The sequence below is a fragment of the Pseudomonas sp. NPDC087615 genome (assembly GCF_044743445.1).
GTDB classification, from domain to species: domain Bacteria; phylum Pseudomonadota; class Gammaproteobacteria; order Pseudomonadales; family Pseudomonadaceae; genus Aquipseudomonas; species Aquipseudomonas baetica_A.
This window is the reverse complement of sequence record NZ_JBIUWM010000060.1, coordinates 19,369-34,520: the sequence shown is the minus strand read 5'-3', so window position 1 is coordinate 34,520 and position 15,152 is coordinate 19,369. Positions and strand designations below refer to the sequence as shown.

Genomic DNA, 15,152 nt, shown 5'->3' with positions numbered 1-15,152 from the left:
GCTGCAATACTTTATAAACAATGTTCACGAAAAAAGCTTTCTTCAGCCTAGCCCTCGTGTACTGATCTGCGTTCCATGCAAATCCACCCAGGTTGAGCGTCGCGCCATCCGTGAATCGGCCCTTGGCGCCGGTGCCCGTGAAGTGTTCCTGATCGAAGAGCCAATGGCCGCTGCGATCGGTGCCGGCCTGCCGGTAGAAGAGGCTCGCGGCTCGATGGTCGTGGATATCGGTGGTGGTACCACTGAAATCGCACTGATCTCCCTGAACGGTGTGGTCTATGCCGAATCCGTGCGCGTTGGCGGCGACCGCTTCGACGAAGCGATCATCACCTACGTGCGCCGAAACTACGGCAGCCTGATCGGTGAATCCACCGCTGAGCGCATCAAACAGGAAATCGGTACGGCCTACCCGGGTGGCGAAATTCGCGAAGTCGATGTTCGCGGTCGCAACCTGGCCGAAGGCGTTCCACGCGCATTCACCCTGAACTCCAATGAAGTGCTGGAAGCTCTGCAAGAGTCCCTGGCAACCATCGTTCAGGCGGTGAAAAGCGCTCTGGAGCAATCGCCGCCGGAACTGGCTTCCGACATCGCCGAGCGCGGCCTGGTGCTGACCGGTGGTGGCGCGCTGCTGCGTGACCTCGACAAGTTGCTGGCTCAGGAAACCGGTCTGCCGGTGATCGTTGCCGAAGATCCGCTGACCTGTGTTGCTCGCGGCGGTGGCCGTGCATTGGAAATGATGGATAAGCACACCATGGATCTGCTCTCCAGCGAATAAGTCGCGGATTGCAATACGTGGGTGAGCGCGCAGGCAGCACTTTGCAGTGCTGCCTGTTGGCGTTTATCTTCTGTCAGTCTTCATCCAGGCCGGTTTGATGCCGTATGAATAAACAGAACATTTGCCTGGGAGGAGCGGCTTATTAAACCGCTTTTCGCCAAGGGCCCTTCGTTGGGCGTTCGCCTGCTGGTGCTGGCCGTGCTCTCGGTCGCACTGATGGTGGTCGATGCGCGTTTCAGTCTGCTCAAGCCTGCACGCAGCCAGATGTCGCTGGTGCTGATGGACGCTTACTGGATCACAGACCTGCCCGGTCGCTTGTGGGAAGGTGTCGCCAGCCAGTTCGGCAGCCGCACCGAGCTTGTCGCCGAAAACGAAAAACTCAAAACCGAAAACCTGCTGCTGCAGGGGCGCATGCAAAAGCTAGCGGCCCTCACCGAGCAGAACGTTCGGCTGCGCGAGTTGCTCAATTCCTCCGCGCTGGTCAACGAAAAGGTCGAAGTGGCCGAGTTGATCGGCATGGACCCCAATCCCTTCACCCATCGCATCATCATCAATAAAGGTGAGCGCGACGGTGTGGTCCTCGGTCAGCCGGTGCTCGATGCGCGCGGTCTGATGGGGCAGGTGGTCGAGTTGATGCCTTACACCTCCCGTGTATTGCTGTTGACCGACACCACTCACAGCATCCCCGTGCAGGTAAACCGTAACGGTCTGCGGGCGATTGCCAGCGGCACCGGCAACCCGGAACGCCTGGAACTGCGTCATGTGGCGGATACCGCCGACATCAAGGAAGGCGATCTGCTGGTCAGTTCCGGTCTCGGCCAGCGCTTCCCGGCGGGCTATCCGGTCGCAACCGTGAAAGAAGTGATTCACGATTCCGGCCAGCCGTTTGCCATCGTCCGTGCGGTGCCGACGGCAGCGCTCAATCGTAGCCGCTACATGCTGCTGGTATTCAGCGACAATCGCACCGCCGAAGAGCGCGCCAACGATGCAGCGCAAGCGCAGGAGGATCTGGATGCGCAGGGCGGTGGCCCGATGATGCCGGCGACTGTGCCCAAAACCGCACCCGCGGCGGCTGCAACGCCTGCCGCCACACCTGCAACGCCCGCCGCCGCTGCCGGTGCTACCCCCGTGAAACCACCTGCGAACAAACCGCCCGCCGCTGCAAAACCACCGGCGAACCAGCCTGCTGCCCGGCCAGCGGCCAAACCGCCTGTCGCCGCGCCGGCCACCACCGGGAGACAAGAGTAATGGTCGGGGCTACCGCATCGCGAAACGGCTGGATCGTCTGGCTGACATTTCTCATCGGCATGCTGCTCAGCGTGTCGCCGCTGCCGCAATTCATGGAAATTCTTCGCCCGCTGTGGCTGGCCTTGCTCCTGACATTCTGGGCGCTGTACATGCCGCATATGGTCGGCATGGTCACCGCGTTCTGTCTGGGGTTGGGTGAAGACGTGCTCTACGGCACGTTGCTTGGGCAAAACGCACTCATCCTCACGTTGATCACTTTCCTGGTGTTGTCATTGCAACAGCGCCTGCGAATGTTCCCGATGTGGCAGCAGTGTCTGGTTATTCTGGTGATTTTCGGCCTCGCGCAACTCGTACAGTTGTGGCTCAGCGCTTTGACTGGCAACCGTCAGCCGACCCTGGCGCTGCTGCTGCCGGCACTGGTCAGTGCCTTGCTTTGGCCTTGGGTCAGCTTTGCTTTGCGTGGGTTGAGCCGGCGCTACAAAATCAATTGATCCGGTGAAGCAAGGCACTGAACAGGGAGATGTTTTGATGAAGCCGCTTTACCTCGCCTCTGGATCGCCGCGTCGGCGTGAGTTGCTCACGCAGATCGGCGTTGCGTTCTGCGCCATCAGCGCAGACATTGATGAAACCCCTCTCCCTGAAGAATCGCCCTCGGCATACGTTGAGCGCCTGGCACGCGGCAAGGCCGAGGCCGGGCGCCGTATGCTCGCGTCCGACCAGGCATGCTGTGTCCTGGGGGCCGACACCGCCGTGGTATTCAACGGCAAAATTCTCGGCAAACCGGTGGACGAAGCCGACGCATGCGCCATGCTGATGCTGTTGTCCGGCAAGGAGCATGAAGTGCTGACCGCTATCGCGGTGCTTGAAGACCAGCATTGCGAGTCGCGGGTGGTGCGCAGTCTGGTGCGGTTCCGCCCGATCAGCAGTGAAGAGGCTACTGCCTACTGGGCCAGCGGTGAACCCCGGGACAAGGCCGGCGGTTACGGTATTCAGGGGCTCGGCGCGGTGTTTGTCGCGGGGCTCAATGGCAGCTATTCGGCGGTGGTCGGGTTGCCTGTTTGCGAAACCGCAGAACTGTTGGGCCATTTCGGCATACCCTGTTGGCAAAACCTGAACGCGCAATGAGCGTCGTATGAATTCAGATGCGGCCATTATCGTGAACATGCCTGAACGAGATCCTGCCATGAGTGAAGAGATTCTGATCAACATCACGCCGATGGAGTCGCGCGTGGCGGTGGTCGAAAACGGTGTGCTGCAAGAAGTCCATGTCGAGCGCACGCAAAAACGCGGGATCGTCGGCAACATCTATAAAGGCAAGATTGTCCGGGTGCTGCCGGGTATGCAGGCAGCATTTGTCGACATCGGTCTTGATCGTGCCGCTTTCATTCACGCGGCCGAAATTTCTTTGCGCGAAGGCCCGGCGGTGGAAAGCATCAGCGCGCTGGTGCACGAAGGCCAGAGCCTGGTAGTGCAAGTCACTAAGGACCCGATCGGCTCCAAGGGTGCGCGGTTGACCACGCAACTGTCGATTCCGTCGCGCTATCTGGTGTACATGCCGCGCACCGCTCACGTCGGTATTTCCCTGAAAATCGAAGACGAGGCCGAGCGCGAGCGGCTCAAGCAGGTGGTCAGCGACTGCGTGGCCAAAGAAGGCATCAAAGAGGCCGGCGGCTTCATTCTGCGTACCGCCGCCGAAGGTGCCGGGGCCGATGAGATTCTCATGGACATTCGCTACCTGCGACGCCTGTGGGATCAGATCAACGAGCAGATCAAAACCATCGCAGCGCCAAGCGTGATCTACGAAGACCTCGGTCTGGCCCTGCGCACGTTGCGTGATCTGGTTAACCCGAAGATCGAGAAAATCCGCATCGATTCTCGGGAAACCTTCCAGAAAACCACGCAATTCGTCGCCGAACTCATGCCGGAAATCGCCGATCGTCTGGAACACTATCCGGGCGAGCGACCGATTTTCGATCTGTACGGTGTCGAAGACGAAATCCAGAAAGCCCTTGAACGCAAGGTTCCGCTGAAGTCCGGCGGTTACCTGGTAGTCGATCCGGCCGAGGCCATGACCACCATCGACGTCAACACGGGCGCGTTCGTCGGCCATCGCAATCTCGAAGAAACCATCTTCAAGACCAATCTCGAAGCGGCCACCGCGATTGCCCGGCAGATGCGCCTGCGCAATATGGGTGGGATCATCATCATTGACTTCATCGACATGGAAGATGAAGAGCACCAGCGCCAGGTATTGCGCACGCTGGAGAAACAACTGGAGCGTGATCACGCCAAGACCAACATCATCGGCATCACCGAGTTGGGTCTGGTGCAGATGACTCGCAAGCGCACCCGCGAAAGTCTTGAGCAAGTGCTGTGCGAACCGTGCAGCAGTTGTCAGGGGCGCGGCAAATTAAAGACGCCGGAGACCATCTGTTACGAGATTTTCCGCGAGATCCTTCGTGAAGCCCGGGCCTATCAGGCCGAGGGTTATCGCGTGTTGGCGAACCAGAAAGTGGTGGATCGTTTGCTTGATGAAGAATCAGGTAACGTCGCCGAGCTTGAAGGGTTTATCGGCCGCACCATACGCTTCCAGGTGGAAACCATGTATTCCCAGGAACAATACGACGTGGTGCTGCTCTGAAACCCTGCATCACCCTTTTTCAACAGCGGCTGGCCTCAGCTTTTCGCAGTTTTTTTGCCATGGGAGCCAACTGACATGGACCGTCTGACACGTATTCTGGCCGCACTCACCCGATGGGGGCTGAGCCTGTGCGCGTTGGTTCTGGTGTTGATGGCGTTGTATGTCAGCCTTGGCCGCGAACTGACGCCGCTGGTGGCCGAGTACCGCGCCGAGATCGAAGATAAAGCCAGCGCTGCCCTCGGTATGCCGCTTCAGATCGGTGAACTGGAGGGCAATTGGAGGGGATTTGCGCCGATCCTGCTGGCCCATGACGTGATGGTCGGCGAGGGCGCCAATGCCTTGCGCCTCGATCGGGTACGGGCAGTGCCGGATCTTTGGGCCAGCCTGTTGGCTCGCGAAGTGCGTATCGCCCATCTGGAACTCAATGGTCTGAAAATCAGCCTCAAGGAAGCGCAGGACGGCAGCTGGGCGCTGGAAGGCTTGCCGGTGCAGAAGGATCAGCCTCTGGATGCGGAGCAACTGTTCAATCGCTCGCAAATGATTCGGCAGTTGTCTGTCCTCGATAGCCAAGTGACCCTGCAGCCCCTGGATCACGCGCCGATGACCCTCACCTATGTTGGTCTCAATCTGAAAACCGGTGCCAGTCGTCAACGCCTCGACGCACGCTTGACCTTACCTGATGGCCAACCGGTCGCGCTGAGCCTGCGCACGCGGATTCGCGCCGGCCAATGGCAGGACAGCGCCTTGGAAGGCTACGTCAGTCTGCCGCAAAGTGACTGGTCGAAGTGGCTGCCCGAGCGCCTGACCCAGCAATGGAATTTCTCCGAGATCAAGGCCGGCGGCGAGCTTTGGGTGAACTGGGCTAAAGGCACTTTGCAAAGTGCGGCGCTGCGTTTGAATGCCCCGCAACTGAGCGGCGCTTACGCCGAGCGCAAGCCGATCCAGATCAACAATCTGGCGCTCAATGCCTACTACGAAAACAGCGCCGATGGCGCAACCGTCACCCTCGATTCGCTGGCGATGAACTTCGGTGAAACCCGCTGGGAGTCTCACGTGCAGCTCCAGCAGACGCGCGCTACCGACAAGGTCGACGAACGCTGGCATTTGCAGGCCGATCGTCTCGATTTGACGCCGATCACACCGCTCCTCAATGCATTGGGCCCGCTACCGCAGGGGGTTGCCACGGTGGTCGAGCGCCTGAAAGTGACCGGCGGGCTACGCAACGTGCTGCTGGATTTGCGTCCGAATGCCACTGACGGCACAAAGTTTGGCTTCGCTGCCAACCTCGACAGCATCGGTTTCGACGCCTATCACGGTGCGCCGGCGGCAAGAAATGTCAGCGGTAGCCTGACGGGCAACCTCGACGGTGGCGAGTTGCGCATGGACAGCAAGGATTTCGTCCTGCACCTCGATCCGATTTTCGCCAAACCCTGGCAATACATTCAGGCCAACGCCCGGCTGACCTGGAAGCTCGACAAGGAAGGTTTCACCCTGATCGCGCCGTACCTGAAGGTACTGGGCGAAGAAGGCAAGATTGCCGGCGACTTCCTGATCCGCCTGCATTTTGATCACAGCCAGGAAGACTACATGGACCTGCGGGTCGGTCTGGTCGATGGCGATGGTCGCTACACCGCCAAGTACTTGCCGCAAGTCCTCAGCCCGGCGCTCGACGAGTGGTTGCGCACGGCAATCCTGAAAGGCGCGGTGGATCAGGGCTTCTTCCAGTATCAAGGTTCTCTGAGCAAGAACGCAGGGGACGCCGACCGCAGCATCAGTCTGTTCTTCAAGGTGCATGACGCCGAACTGGCCTTCCAGCCGGGCTGGCCGCATGTGAGCAAGGTCAGTGGCGATGTGTTCATTGAGGACAGTGGTGTGCGAATTCTGGCCAGCAAGGGCCAATTACTCGACACCCAGATCAGCGACGTTTTCGTCAATATTCCCCATGTGCCTGCTGGGCAACATACGCATATGTTCCTTGATGGGGCATTTGCCGGCGGTTTGGGTGACGGACTGAAGATTCTTCAAGACGCACCGATTGGCACGGGTGAAACGTTCGCCGGCTGGGAAGGTGCGGGCGACCTGCAGGGCAAACTCAAACTGGATATCCCGCTGGACAAGGGCGGCGATCAGCCGAAAATCCTGGTCGACTTCAAGACTGCCAATGCGCGGCTGAAACTGGCCGAGCCGAAGCTGGAACTGACTCAACTCAAGGGTGATTTCCGTTTCGACAGCGCCAAAGGCCTCAGTGGTCAGAACATTGCGGCGCGAGCGTTCGATAAACCGGTCACCGCGCAAATTTTTGCCGACGGTAGTCCCGGCAAGCTCAAAACCCGGGTCGCGGCATCGGGGCAGGTCGAGGTCAAGAAACTCACCGACTGGCTGGGTGTGACACAGCCGTTGCCAGTGTCCGGGACGATTCCCTATCAGTTGCAACTGAACCTGGACGGTGCCAACAGCCAGTTGATGGTCAGTTCCGGCATGAAAGGCGTCGCGGTCGATCTGCCGGCACCGTTCGGCATGGCGGCGGATGTCGGTCGTGACACGGTGTTGCGCATGACCCTGCAGGGGCAGGAGCGGCGTTACTGGGTCAATTACGATCAATTGGCCAATTTCACCTTTACAGCGCCGCCGACCCAATTCGCCGAGGGTCGCGGTGAACTGTTCCTCGGTGCAGGCGAAGCCGTGCTGCCGAGCGCCAAGGGCTTGCGAATTCGTGGTGTGCTGTCGGAACTTGATATCGCGCCGTGGCAGGATCTGCTCAATAAGTACGCCGGGCAGGACCCGGGTGGCAGCGCCAAGCAACTGCTCAGTAGCGCTGACTTCAAGGTCGGCAAGTTGACGGCGTTCGGTACCACGCTGGATCAGGCCTCGGTGCAGGTCGATCGTAAATCCGCGGCGTGGAACCTGGCGCTCGACAGTCAGCAGGTCAAAGGCTCTGCCAGCCTTGCCGACGCGAAAAACACACCGATTGGGGTGAACCTTCAATATGTGCGTTTGCCGGCACCGGATCCGGAGGAGCAGGCCGACGAGAATTCTCCAGATCCGCTGGCGTCGGTTGACCCTGCGAAAATCCCCGCGCTGGATATCACCATCAATCAACTGTTCCTGGGCCAGGACCTGGTCGGTGGCTGGTCGCTCAAGGTGCGCCCGACCGGCAAAGGCATCGTCCTGAATAACCTCGACATGGGCCTCAAAGGCATCCTGTTGCAGGGCAATGGCGGTTGGGAGGGGGCGCCGGGTGCGACCAAAAGCTGGTTCAAAGGCCGGATTAGCGGCAAGAACCTTGCCGATGTCCTCAAGGGCTGGGGCTTTGCGCCGAGCGTGACCAGCGAAGAATTCCATATGGATGTCGATGGCCGCTGGCCGGGCTCGCCCGCGTGGCTGGCGACCAAGCGTTTTTCCGGCACCCTTGATGCATCGCTGAACAAGGGCCAGTTTGTCGAAGTGGAGGGCGGTACCCAGGCATTGCGCGTGTTCGGTTTGCTCAACTTCAATGCCATCGGCCGGCGTTTACGTCTGGATTTCTCCGATCTGTTCGGCAAAGGTTTGAGCTACGACCGGGTCAAAGGTCTGTTGGTGGCGAACAACGGTGTGTATGTGACCCGCGAGCCCATACGTCTGACCGGGCCTTCGAGCAACTTCGAACTGGACGGTACGCTGGATCTGGTCGCCGATCAGGTTGACGCCAAATTGCTGGTGACATTGCCTGTGACCAACAACCTGCCGATTGCCGCGCTGATCGTTGGCGCACCGGCGATCGGTGGTGCTCTGTTCCTGATCGACAAGCTGATCGGTGATCGTGTGGCGCGCTTTGCCAGTGTGAAATACACCGTCAAAGGGCCATGGAAAGAGCCCAAAATCACTTTCGACAAGCCTTTTTGAACAGCCAGCCCCTGAACCGATGGAGTAGCATGGCCGCCTACCTCTTGCGGAGTTCGCCATGTCTTTAGCGGTGATTCAAATGGTTAGCCAGAGTGACGTGCTGGCCAATCTGGCCCAGGCCCGTCGCCTGCTTGAGCAGGCGGCGGCCGGTGGCGCGAAGCTGGCCGTGTTGCCGGAAAACTTCGCCGCCATGGGCCGTCGCGACATCGCCGACATCGGTCGAGCCGAAGCATTGGGCGAAGGGCCTATCCTGCCGTGGTTGAAACAGACCGCCCGTGACCTCAGGTTATGGATAGTGGCCGGTACGTTGCCGTTGCCGCCATTGGATCAGCCAGAGGCCAAGCCACATGCCTGCTCGCTGCTGGTCAATGATCAGGGCGAAATCGTTGCACGGTATGACAAGTTGCATCTGTTCGATGTCGATGTAGCGGACAATCGCGGCCGTTACCGCGAATCCGATGACTATGCTTATGGCCGTGGCGTGGTGGTGGCGGACACGCCGGTCGGCCGTGTCGGTCTGACGGTGTGTTACGACCTGCGCTTCCCGGAGCTGTACAGCGAATTGCGCGCGGCCGGTGCCGAGTTGATTACCGCACCGTCAGCCTTCACCGCGGTGACCGGTGCGGCGCATTGGGATGTGCTGATTCGCGCGCGGGCCATCGAGACTCAATGTTATGTGCTGGCGGCAGCGCAGGGCGGGATACATCCGGGACCGCGGGAAACCTTCGGTCACGCGGCGATCATCGACCCGTGGGGCCGAGTGCTGGCGCATCAGGATCAAGGAGAAGCGGTGTTGTTGGCCGAACGCGATAGCGATGAACAAGCGTCCATCAGGGCGCGGATGCCGGTGACGAGTCATCGGCGGTTTTTCTCGCAGGGCGCACAGCGGCCTGCCTCAGAACACGAATTTAAGGCGTAAACCTATGAGCGAGTTGTTGTCCTCAGTCAGTGATCACCTGTTGGCGCCCGGCGGCGTGACGATCGAGAGCCTGCAAGGCGTGCTCGGCGATCTGGCCGGCCCGGGCATCGATGCCGCCGACCTGTATTTTCAGGGTCAGATCTCCGAGTCTTGGGCGCTGGAAGATGGCATCGTCAAGGAAGGCAGCTTCAACCTCGATCAGGGTGTGGGTGTGCGGGCGCAGTCCGGTGAGAAAACCGGTTTCGCCTACAGCAACGCGATCACCCTTGAAGCCCTCGGCGCTGCGGCGCGTGCGGCTCGTTCGATCTCCCGCGCCGGGCAGAACGGCACGGTGCAGGCATTCACCACCCAAGACGTTGCGCAACTGTATGCGCCGGACAATCCGCTGGAAGTGCTGAGCCGTGCCGAGAAGGTCGAACTGCTCAAACGCATCGACGTCGCCACTCGCGCCCTCGACCCGCGTATCCAGCAAGTCAGCGTGAGCATGGCCGGGGTCTGGGAACGCATTCTGGTGGCGTCCACCGACGGTGGCCTGGCGGCGGATGTGCGGCCGCTGGTGCGTTTCAACGTCAGTGTGATCGTTGAGCAAAATGGCCGTCGCGAGCGTGGCGGACATGGCGGCGGCGGGCGTACCGACTACCGTTATTTCCTCGCCGAAGACCGCGCCATGGGCTATGCCCGTGAAGCGCTGCGTCAGGCGCTGGTGAACCTCGAAGCGATTCCGGCGCCGGCCGGCACTTTGCCGGTGGTGTTGGGTTCGGGCTGGTCTGGCGTGCTGCTGCACGAAGCGGTCGGCCACGGTCTGGAAGGCGACTTCAACCGTAAGGGCAGCTCGGCTTACAGCGGTCGCATGGGCGAAATGGTTGCTTCCAAGCTCTGCACCATCGTCGATGACGGTACCTTGAGCGGCCGTCGTGGCTCGCTGAGCGTCGACGACGAAGGCACGCCGACCGAGTGCACCACGCTGATCGAAAACGGCGTACTCAAGGGTTACATGCAGGACAAGCTCAATGCACGCCTGATGGGCGTGGCCCGCACCGGTAACGGGCGTCGTGAGTCCTATGCACATCTGCCGATGCCACGGATGACCAACACCTACATGCTGGGCGGCGAAAGCGACCCGGCAGAAATCATCGCTTCGGTGAAGAAAGGCATCTACTGCGCCAACCTCGGCGGCGGTCAGGTCGACATCACCAGTGGCAAGTTCGTGTTCTCCACCAGCGAGGCTTATCTGATCGAAGACGGCAAGATCACCGCGCCGGTCAAAGGTGCGACGTTGATCGGTAACGGCCCTGAGGCGATGAGCCGGGTGTCGATGGTCGGTAACGACCTGGCGCTGGACAGCGGTGTGGGGACGTGTGGCAAGGATGGACAGTCGGTGCCGGTCGGTGTTGGACAGCCAACGCTGAAAATCGATGCGATCACCGTGGGTGGCACGGGCGCATAAGAAAGGGTGAAGCTGCGGGTGGCGCACAGGGCGACCACCCGATGACGAATATCAACGCAGACCGCGTTGAGTCTCGTCCAGCTCACGGATGTATTTGAAGATTTTACGGCTGGAAGCAGGAGGTTTGTTTTGCGCAACCTCGTGCTGAGCCTGACGGATCAGGGAACGCAGTTGCTGGCGATCGGCGTCCGGGTAGTCGACGACGAATTTCTCCAGCACGGCATCGTCGCCCGCGATCAGGCGATCACGCCAGCGTTCGAGATTGTGGAAACGCTCGTTGTACTGACGAGTCGAGGCATCGAGTTGATCGAGCAAAGTCAGAATCGCGTCAGTGTCCTGATCGCGCATCAGTTTGCCGATGAACTGCAAATGCCGCTTACGCGCGATATTCGCGGTGTGCTTGGGCGCATCGGCCAAGGCCCGGCGCATGGCGTCGGTCAGCGGCAGTTTTGCGATCAAGTCAGGCTTGAGTGTTGTAAGGCGCTCGCCGAGGTCAACCAGAGCATGCAGCTCGCGTTTGACCTGAGATTTGCTTTTTTCTCCCGTATCGAGGGAGTCGTCGTAAGAATCAACCATGGTGGCAGTCCGCAAAGAAACGCCGCCATGATAACCAGTCGGGGGCCGCTTGTCCGGCCCGGTCGCTCGATGGCCCCAGCCGAAAGCAGAATTTGAGTGGAGATGAGCATGAGTGCAGTTCAAAGCGTCGGCCCGCAGGCATTGCCGGCACTGCAGGAACAAGTCGAGCAGATCATCGCCGAAGCCAAGCGTCAGGGCGCCAGTGCCTGTGAAGTGGCGGTGTCGCTGGAGCAGGGCCTTTCGACATCGGTACGCCAGCGCGAAGTCGAAACGGTCGAGTTTAACCGCGATCAGGGCTTTGGCATCACGCTGTACGTCGGTCAGCGCAAGGGCTCTGCCAGCACGTCCGCCACGGGGCCTGACGCGATTCGCGAAACCGTTGCCGCCGCATTGGCCATTGCCAAGCACACGTCCGAGGACGAAGCTTCTGGCCTCGCTGATGCTGCGCTGATGGCCAAGGATCAGCAGGATTTCGATCTGTTCCACGAATGGGATATCACGCCGGAGCAGGCCATCGAGAAGGCTTTGATCTGTGAGGCGGCGGCATTTGATGCTGATGCTCGGATCAAGAACGCCGATGGCACCACCCTCAGCACACATCAAGGCTGCCGCGTTTACGGTAACAGCCACGGTTTCATTGGTGGCTACGCGTCGACGCGACACAGCCTGAGTTGCGTGATGATCGCCGAGGCCGACGGCCAGATGCAGCGCGATTACTGGTATGACGTGAACCGTCAGGGCACTTTGCTGGCGGATCCGGTAAGCATCGGCCAGCGCGCTGCACAACGTGCGGCGAGCCGTCTGGGTGCGCGTCCGGTGCCGACTTGCGAAGTGCCGGTGCTGTTTTCTGCAGAACTGGCAGGCGGTTTGTTTGGCAGTTTCTTGTCGGCGGTATCCGGCGGCAGTCTGTATCGCAAATCGTCGTTCCTGGAAGGCACGCTGGGGCAGAAGCTGTTCCCGGAATGGCTGACCATCGACGAACGTCCGCATCTGATGCGTGCCATGGGCAGCGCCTGGTATGACGGTGATGGCCTGGCGACTTATGCCAAACCGTTTGTCGAAAAAGGTGAATTGGTGTCGTACATCCTTGGCACCTATTCCGGTCGCAAGCTCGGTATGCCGAGTACTGCCAACGCTGGCGGCGTACACAACCTGTTTGTCACCCATGGCGATGAGGATCAGGCCGCACTGCTGCGACGCATGGGGCGTGGGCTTTTGGTCACCGAGTTGATGGGCCATGGTTTGAATATGGTTACGGGTGACTATTCGCGCGGGGCGGCGGGGTTCTGGGTCGAGAACGGCGAAATCCAGTTCGCGGTGCAGGAAGTGACTATCGCCGGCAACATGCGCGATATGTTCAAGCAGATCGTCGCGGTCGGTAACGATCTGGAACTGCGCAGCAACATTCGCACAGGTTCCGTGTTGATCGAGCGGATGACGGTGGCGGGCAGCTAAGCCCCGCGCGCGACACAAAAAAGGCGCGCCATCCGATTGGGTGGCGCGCCTTTTTTATGCCCTGGAGCTGCCGAGGCTGCGATTTTTTGATTGTTTGACGATCAGCCGCCTTCGTCGAAGAAGTTGTTGATCAACTCCACCAACGCATCCAGCGCTTCTTGTTCCTGATGTCCTTCAGTACTCAAATAGATTTTTGTGCCCTTGCCGGCAGCCAGCATCATCATCGCCATGATGCTTTTACCATCCACCACCGTTTCTGGCGTGCGGCCTACTCTGATCGTGCAATCCGGATACTGACCTGCAATCCCGACGAACTTGGCCGACGCCCGGGCGTGCAAGCCCAGTTTGTTGATGATTTCGATTTCCAGAGCAGGCATCGCGGTGTGAATCCTTTAAGTGAGGTCGCGGTGGCGAACCTGGACGTTCTTCAGGGTTTTGTGCAGGGCCTGACCCAGGCGTTCGGTCAGGTAGACGGAGCGGTGATGCCCGCCGGTGCAGCCAATGGCAATGGTGACGTAGGCGCGATTGCTCGCGGCGAAACGCGGCAGCCATTTGTGCAGGTAGGCGTAAATGTCCTGGAACATTTCCTCGACTTCCGGCTGCGCCGCCAGGTATTCGGCCACCGGCGCATCGAGCCCTGATTGCGCGCGCAGTTCTGGCTTCCAGTACGGGTTGGGCAGGCAGCGCACGTCGAACACCACGTCTGCGTCGACCGGCATGCCGCGTTTGAAGCCGAATGACTCAACGAGAAATGCTGTTCCGGGTTCAGGCTGATTGAGCAGGCGCAACTTGATGGTGTCGCGCAACTGGTACAGGTTCAGGTGGGTGGTGTTGATCTTCAGATCGGCCAGATCGGCGATTGGGCCGAGCAGAGCGGTTTCATCGCTGATCGCTTCGGCCAGTGAGCGGTTGGCGGTGCTCAGTGGATGGCGCCGACGGGTTTCCGAAAAACGCTTGAGCAGGGTTTCTTCGTCGGCGTCCAGATAAAGCACATCGCACTGGATGTGGCGGCTGCGGACTTCTTCCAGCAACTCGGGGAAGCGCGAGAGATGGCTCGGCAGGTTGCGCGCATCAATCGACACTGCCACCAGCGGTTGTGCCAATTCAGTGTGTATCAGTGCGCGTTCAGCCAGTTCTGGCAACAAGCCTGCCGGCAGGTTGTCGATGCAGTAGTAACCGCTGTCCTCAAGGACATTCAGTGCGGTGCTTTTGCCCGAGCCGGAGCGGCCACTGACGATGATCAAGCGCATGATTAATGCCCGCTTTGTTCGTCCACGACGACCTGGTACAAGGCTTCGTTGCTCGAAGCACTGCGCAATTTATCGCGCACATCCTTGCGGTCCAGCATGCTGGCAATCTGGCGCAGCAATTCCAGGTGCGCATCGGTGGCAGCTTCGGGTACCAGTAGCACGAACAACAGATCAACCGGCGCACCATCGATGGCGTCGAAGTCGATCGGCGCTTCAAGGTGCATCAAGGCGCTGATTGGCGACTCGCAACCCTTGAGGCGACAGTGAGGAATGGCGATGCCGTTGCCAAAACCGGTGGAACCGAGTTTTTCACGGGCAATCAGGGCCTCGAAGACATCTTGCATCTCCAGCGCCGGCACTTCGCGAGCGATCAGGTTGGCAATTTGTTCGAGGGCTTTCTTTTTACTGCCGCCCGGCACGTTCACAAGAGAACGGCCGGGGGTCAGGATATTTTCAAGTCGGATCATGGAGTGGGGGGTTATCGACCGGTAGCGCCCTGGAGCAGGCTCTGGGTCTTTTCCTTATGCTTTTTGAGTTGTTTATCCAGCTTGTCGGTCAGGGCGTCGATCGCGGCGTACATATCGGTATGTTCCGCGTTGGCGACCACTTCACTGCCGGGAATATGCAAGGTGGCTTCGATTTTCTGCTTGAGCTTTTCGACGCACATCGTGACTTGTACGTTGGTGATCTTGTCGAAATGGCGCTCCAATCGTTCGAGTTTCTCGTTGATGTAGGTGCGCAGAGGTTCGGTCACTTCCAGTTGGTGTCCACTGATGTTGACTTGCATACAGCTTCTCCTTCGTTGCCAGTGCATAAAGCGGCAGGCTGGATAGCCTGCCACTGGAACGCTGTAACGTGGCTTACATCAACCGCTTGCGTTCGCTCGAAGGCGCGAACCAAACGGATTCGCGTAACTAGCCGACGGTTCGGCTAGCCACCAGAAAGCCATGTGCCTCCAG

General features: G+C 59.7%; 14 protein-coding genes. 9 read left to right on the top strand and 5 right to left on the bottom strand.

What is annotated here, in order from left to right:
- The 8 genes from ACIOU6_RS23470 to tldD form a co-directional block, all read left to right on the top strand.
- Positions 1-775 (top strand): rod shape-determining protein (locus ACIOU6_RS23470; protein WP_401139032.1); only part of this gene is annotated, 775 nt, incomplete at its 5' end.
- A 141-nt stretch (positions 776-916) separates the two neighbouring features.
- Positions 917-2,023, top strand: coding sequence for a rod shape-determining protein MreC (mreC, locus tag ACIOU6_RS23465; protein ID WP_339431776.1), 1,107 nt, complete (start codon positions 917-919; stop codon positions 2,021-2,023).
- Positions 2,023-2,514 carry a rod shape-determining protein MreD gene (gene mreD, locus ACIOU6_RS23460; protein ID WP_221730047.1) on the top strand — a complete coding sequence of 164 codons (492 nt, stop codon included), beginning with the start codon at positions 2,023-2,025 and terminating at the stop codon, positions 2,512-2,514. Before mreC ends, mreD begins: the two co-directional genes overlap by 1 nt.
- Positions 2,515-2,551: 37 nt before the next feature.
- The gene (locus tag ACIOU6_RS23455) at positions 2,552-3,148 is read left to right on the top strand and encodes a nucleoside triphosphate pyrophosphatase (protein WP_221730046.1); all 597 of its coding nucleotides are present in this window, start codon (positions 2,552-2,554) and stop codon (positions 3,146-3,148) included.
- 58 nt (positions 3,149-3,206) lie between these two features.
- On the top strand, positions 3,207-4,664 hold the full coding sequence (gene rng, locus ACIOU6_RS23450) for a ribonuclease G (RefSeq protein WP_221730045.1): 1,458 nt from the start codon (positions 3,207-3,209) through the stop codon (positions 4,662-4,664).
- 75 nt (positions 4,665-4,739) lie between these two features.
- Positions 4,740-8,546: a YhdP family protein gene (locus ACIOU6_RS23445; RefSeq protein WP_401139031.1), complete on the top strand. Its 3,807-nt coding sequence runs from the start codon at positions 4,740-4,742 to the stop codon at positions 8,544-8,546.
- Positions 8,547-8,604: 58 nt separating this feature from the next.
- Entirely contained in the window at positions 8,605-9,465 is an 861-nt protein-coding gene (locus ACIOU6_RS23440; RefSeq protein ID WP_401139030.1) for a carbon-nitrogen hydrolase family protein, read from the top strand.
- 4 nt (positions 9,466-9,469) lie between these two features.
- Positions 9,470-10,912: a metalloprotease TldD gene (tldD, locus tag ACIOU6_RS23435; protein ID WP_034154473.1), complete on the top strand. Its 1,443-nt coding sequence runs from the start codon at positions 9,470-9,472 to the stop codon at positions 10,910-10,912.
- A gap of 51 nt (positions 10,913-10,963) precedes the next feature.
- Here tldD and yjgA read toward each other — a convergent pair whose 3' ends face one another.
- On the bottom strand, positions 10,964-11,488 hold the full coding sequence (gene yjgA / locus ACIOU6_RS23430; protein WP_221730042.1) for a ribosome biogenesis factor YjgA: 525 nt from the start codon (positions 11,486-11,488) through the stop codon (positions 10,964-10,966).
- Positions 11,489-11,590: 102 nt separating this feature from the next.
- On the opposite strand from yjgA, the gene pmbA reads away from it, so the two are divergent.
- The gene (gene pmbA / locus ACIOU6_RS23425; protein ID WP_221730041.1) at positions 11,591-12,943 is read left to right on the top strand and encodes a metalloprotease PmbA; all 1,353 of its coding nucleotides are present in this window, start codon (positions 11,591-11,593) and stop codon (positions 12,941-12,943) included.
- A 101-nt stretch (positions 12,944-13,044) separates the two neighbouring features.
- On the opposite strand, the gene ACIOU6_RS23420 is transcribed toward pmbA, so the two are convergent.
- From ACIOU6_RS23420 to hpf, 4 genes are read right to left on the bottom strand one after another with little or no spacing between them, the layout of a single operon-like run.
- Entirely contained in the window at positions 13,045-13,320 is a 276-nt protein-coding gene (locus ACIOU6_RS23420; protein ID WP_221730040.1) for an HPr family phosphocarrier protein, read from the bottom strand.
- Between the two features lie 15 nt (positions 13,321-13,335).
- Positions 13,336-14,193, bottom strand: a complete 858-nt coding sequence (rapZ, locus tag ACIOU6_RS23415; protein WP_221730039.1) for an RNase adapter RapZ — start codon at positions 14,191-14,193, stop codon at positions 13,336-13,338.
- A 2-nt stretch (positions 14,194-14,195) separates the two neighbouring features.
- Positions 14,196-14,660, bottom strand: a complete 465-nt coding sequence (ptsN, locus tag ACIOU6_RS23410) for a PTS IIA-like nitrogen regulatory protein PtsN (protein WP_221730038.1) — start codon at positions 14,658-14,660, stop codon at positions 14,196-14,198.
- Between the two features lie 11 nt (positions 14,661-14,671).
- A complete protein-coding gene (gene hpf / locus ACIOU6_RS23405) occupies positions 14,672-14,980 on the bottom strand; it encodes a ribosome hibernation-promoting factor, HPF/YfiA family (protein WP_187676780.1) in 309 nt (102 codons plus the stop codon).
- Positions 14,981-15,152: the final 172 nt, after the last annotated feature.

Excerpts from the sequence above, each read along its gene's own strand:
- ACIOU6_RS23445 (WP_401139031.1), top strand. The coding sequence starts at position 4,740 with ATGGACCGTCTGACACGTATTCTGGCCGCACTCACCCGATGGGGGCTG.
- pmbA (WP_221730041.1), top strand. The coding sequence starts at position 11,591 with ATGAGCATGAGTGCAGTTCAAAGCGTCGGCCCGCAGGCATTGCCGGCA.
- ptsN (WP_221730038.1), bottom strand. The coding sequence starts at position 14,660 with ATGATCCGACTTGAAAATATCCTGACCCCCGGCCGTTCTCTTGTGAAC.
- ACIOU6_RS23440 (WP_401139030.1), top strand. The coding sequence starts at position 8,605 with ATGTCTTTAGCGGTGATTCAAATGGTTAGCCAGAGTGACGTGCTGGCC.
- rapZ (WP_221730039.1), bottom strand. The coding sequence starts at position 14,193 with ATGCGCTTGATCATCGTCAGTGGCCGCTCCGGCTCGGGCAAAAGCACC.
- ACIOU6_RS23420 (WP_221730040.1), bottom strand. The coding sequence starts at position 13,320 with ATGCCTGCTCTGGAAATCGAAATCATCAACAAACTGGGCTTGCACGCC.
- ACIOU6_RS23455 (WP_221730046.1), top strand. The coding sequence starts at position 2,552 with ATGAAGCCGCTTTACCTCGCCTCTGGATCGCCGCGTCGGCGTGAGTTG.
- hpf (WP_187676780.1), bottom strand. The coding sequence starts at position 14,980 with ATGCAAGTCAACATCAGTGGACACCAACTGGAAGTGACCGAACCTCTG.
- mreD (WP_221730047.1), top strand. The coding sequence starts at position 2,023 with ATGGTCGGGGCTACCGCATCGCGAAACGGCTGGATCGTCTGGCTGACA.
- tldD (WP_034154473.1), top strand. The coding sequence starts at position 9,470 with ATGAGCGAGTTGTTGTCCTCAGTCAGTGATCACCTGTTGGCGCCCGGC.
- yjgA (WP_221730042.1), bottom strand. The coding sequence starts at position 11,488 with ATGGTTGATTCTTACGACGACTCCCTCGATACGGGAGAAAAAAGCAAA.
- rng (WP_221730045.1), top strand. The coding sequence starts at position 3,207 with ATGAGTGAAGAGATTCTGATCAACATCACGCCGATGGAGTCGCGCGTG.